Raw genomic sequence first — 318 nt, forward strand, 5'->3', positions numbered from 1 at the left:
TCCGAGTGGTTTGGATGCTAAGACTTGCTTGAGCGATCATGCTATTAAATTTATTAAAAATGTTGGTTTTTCAGAGTTTGAGACGAATCTTGGAGCTTATCTTTTGATTGCAGACACAGGGATTTATGGACATACACGAGAAGCGATTCAAAAGGTGGAAAGTATTGGAAGAAGGGCTTTGCCACATTTGCATCAGCTTGGAAAATTAACCAATGAAGTTGAAGAAGCTTTGAAAGTAAAAGATTTAGAGAGAATCGGGATAGCCATGTCAGAAGCTCACCTCAGCTTAAAAAATCTAGACGTGAGTTGCCCTGAAGC

The 318-nt window shown here is 39.3% G+C and carries 1 protein-coding gene; it reads left to right on the plus strand.

Going from position 1 to position 318, the window contains the following annotated elements; genetic code table 11:
- Positions 1-318 (plus strand): mevalonate kinase family protein (locus tag QP439_RS09020; protein ID WP_502961737.1); only part of this gene is annotated, 318 nt, incomplete at both ends.

It is taken from the genome of Streptococcus sp. UMB1203 (genome assembly GCF_030217725.1).
Taxonomy (GTDB): domain Bacteria; phylum Bacillota; class Bacilli; order Lactobacillales; family Streptococcaceae; genus Streptococcus.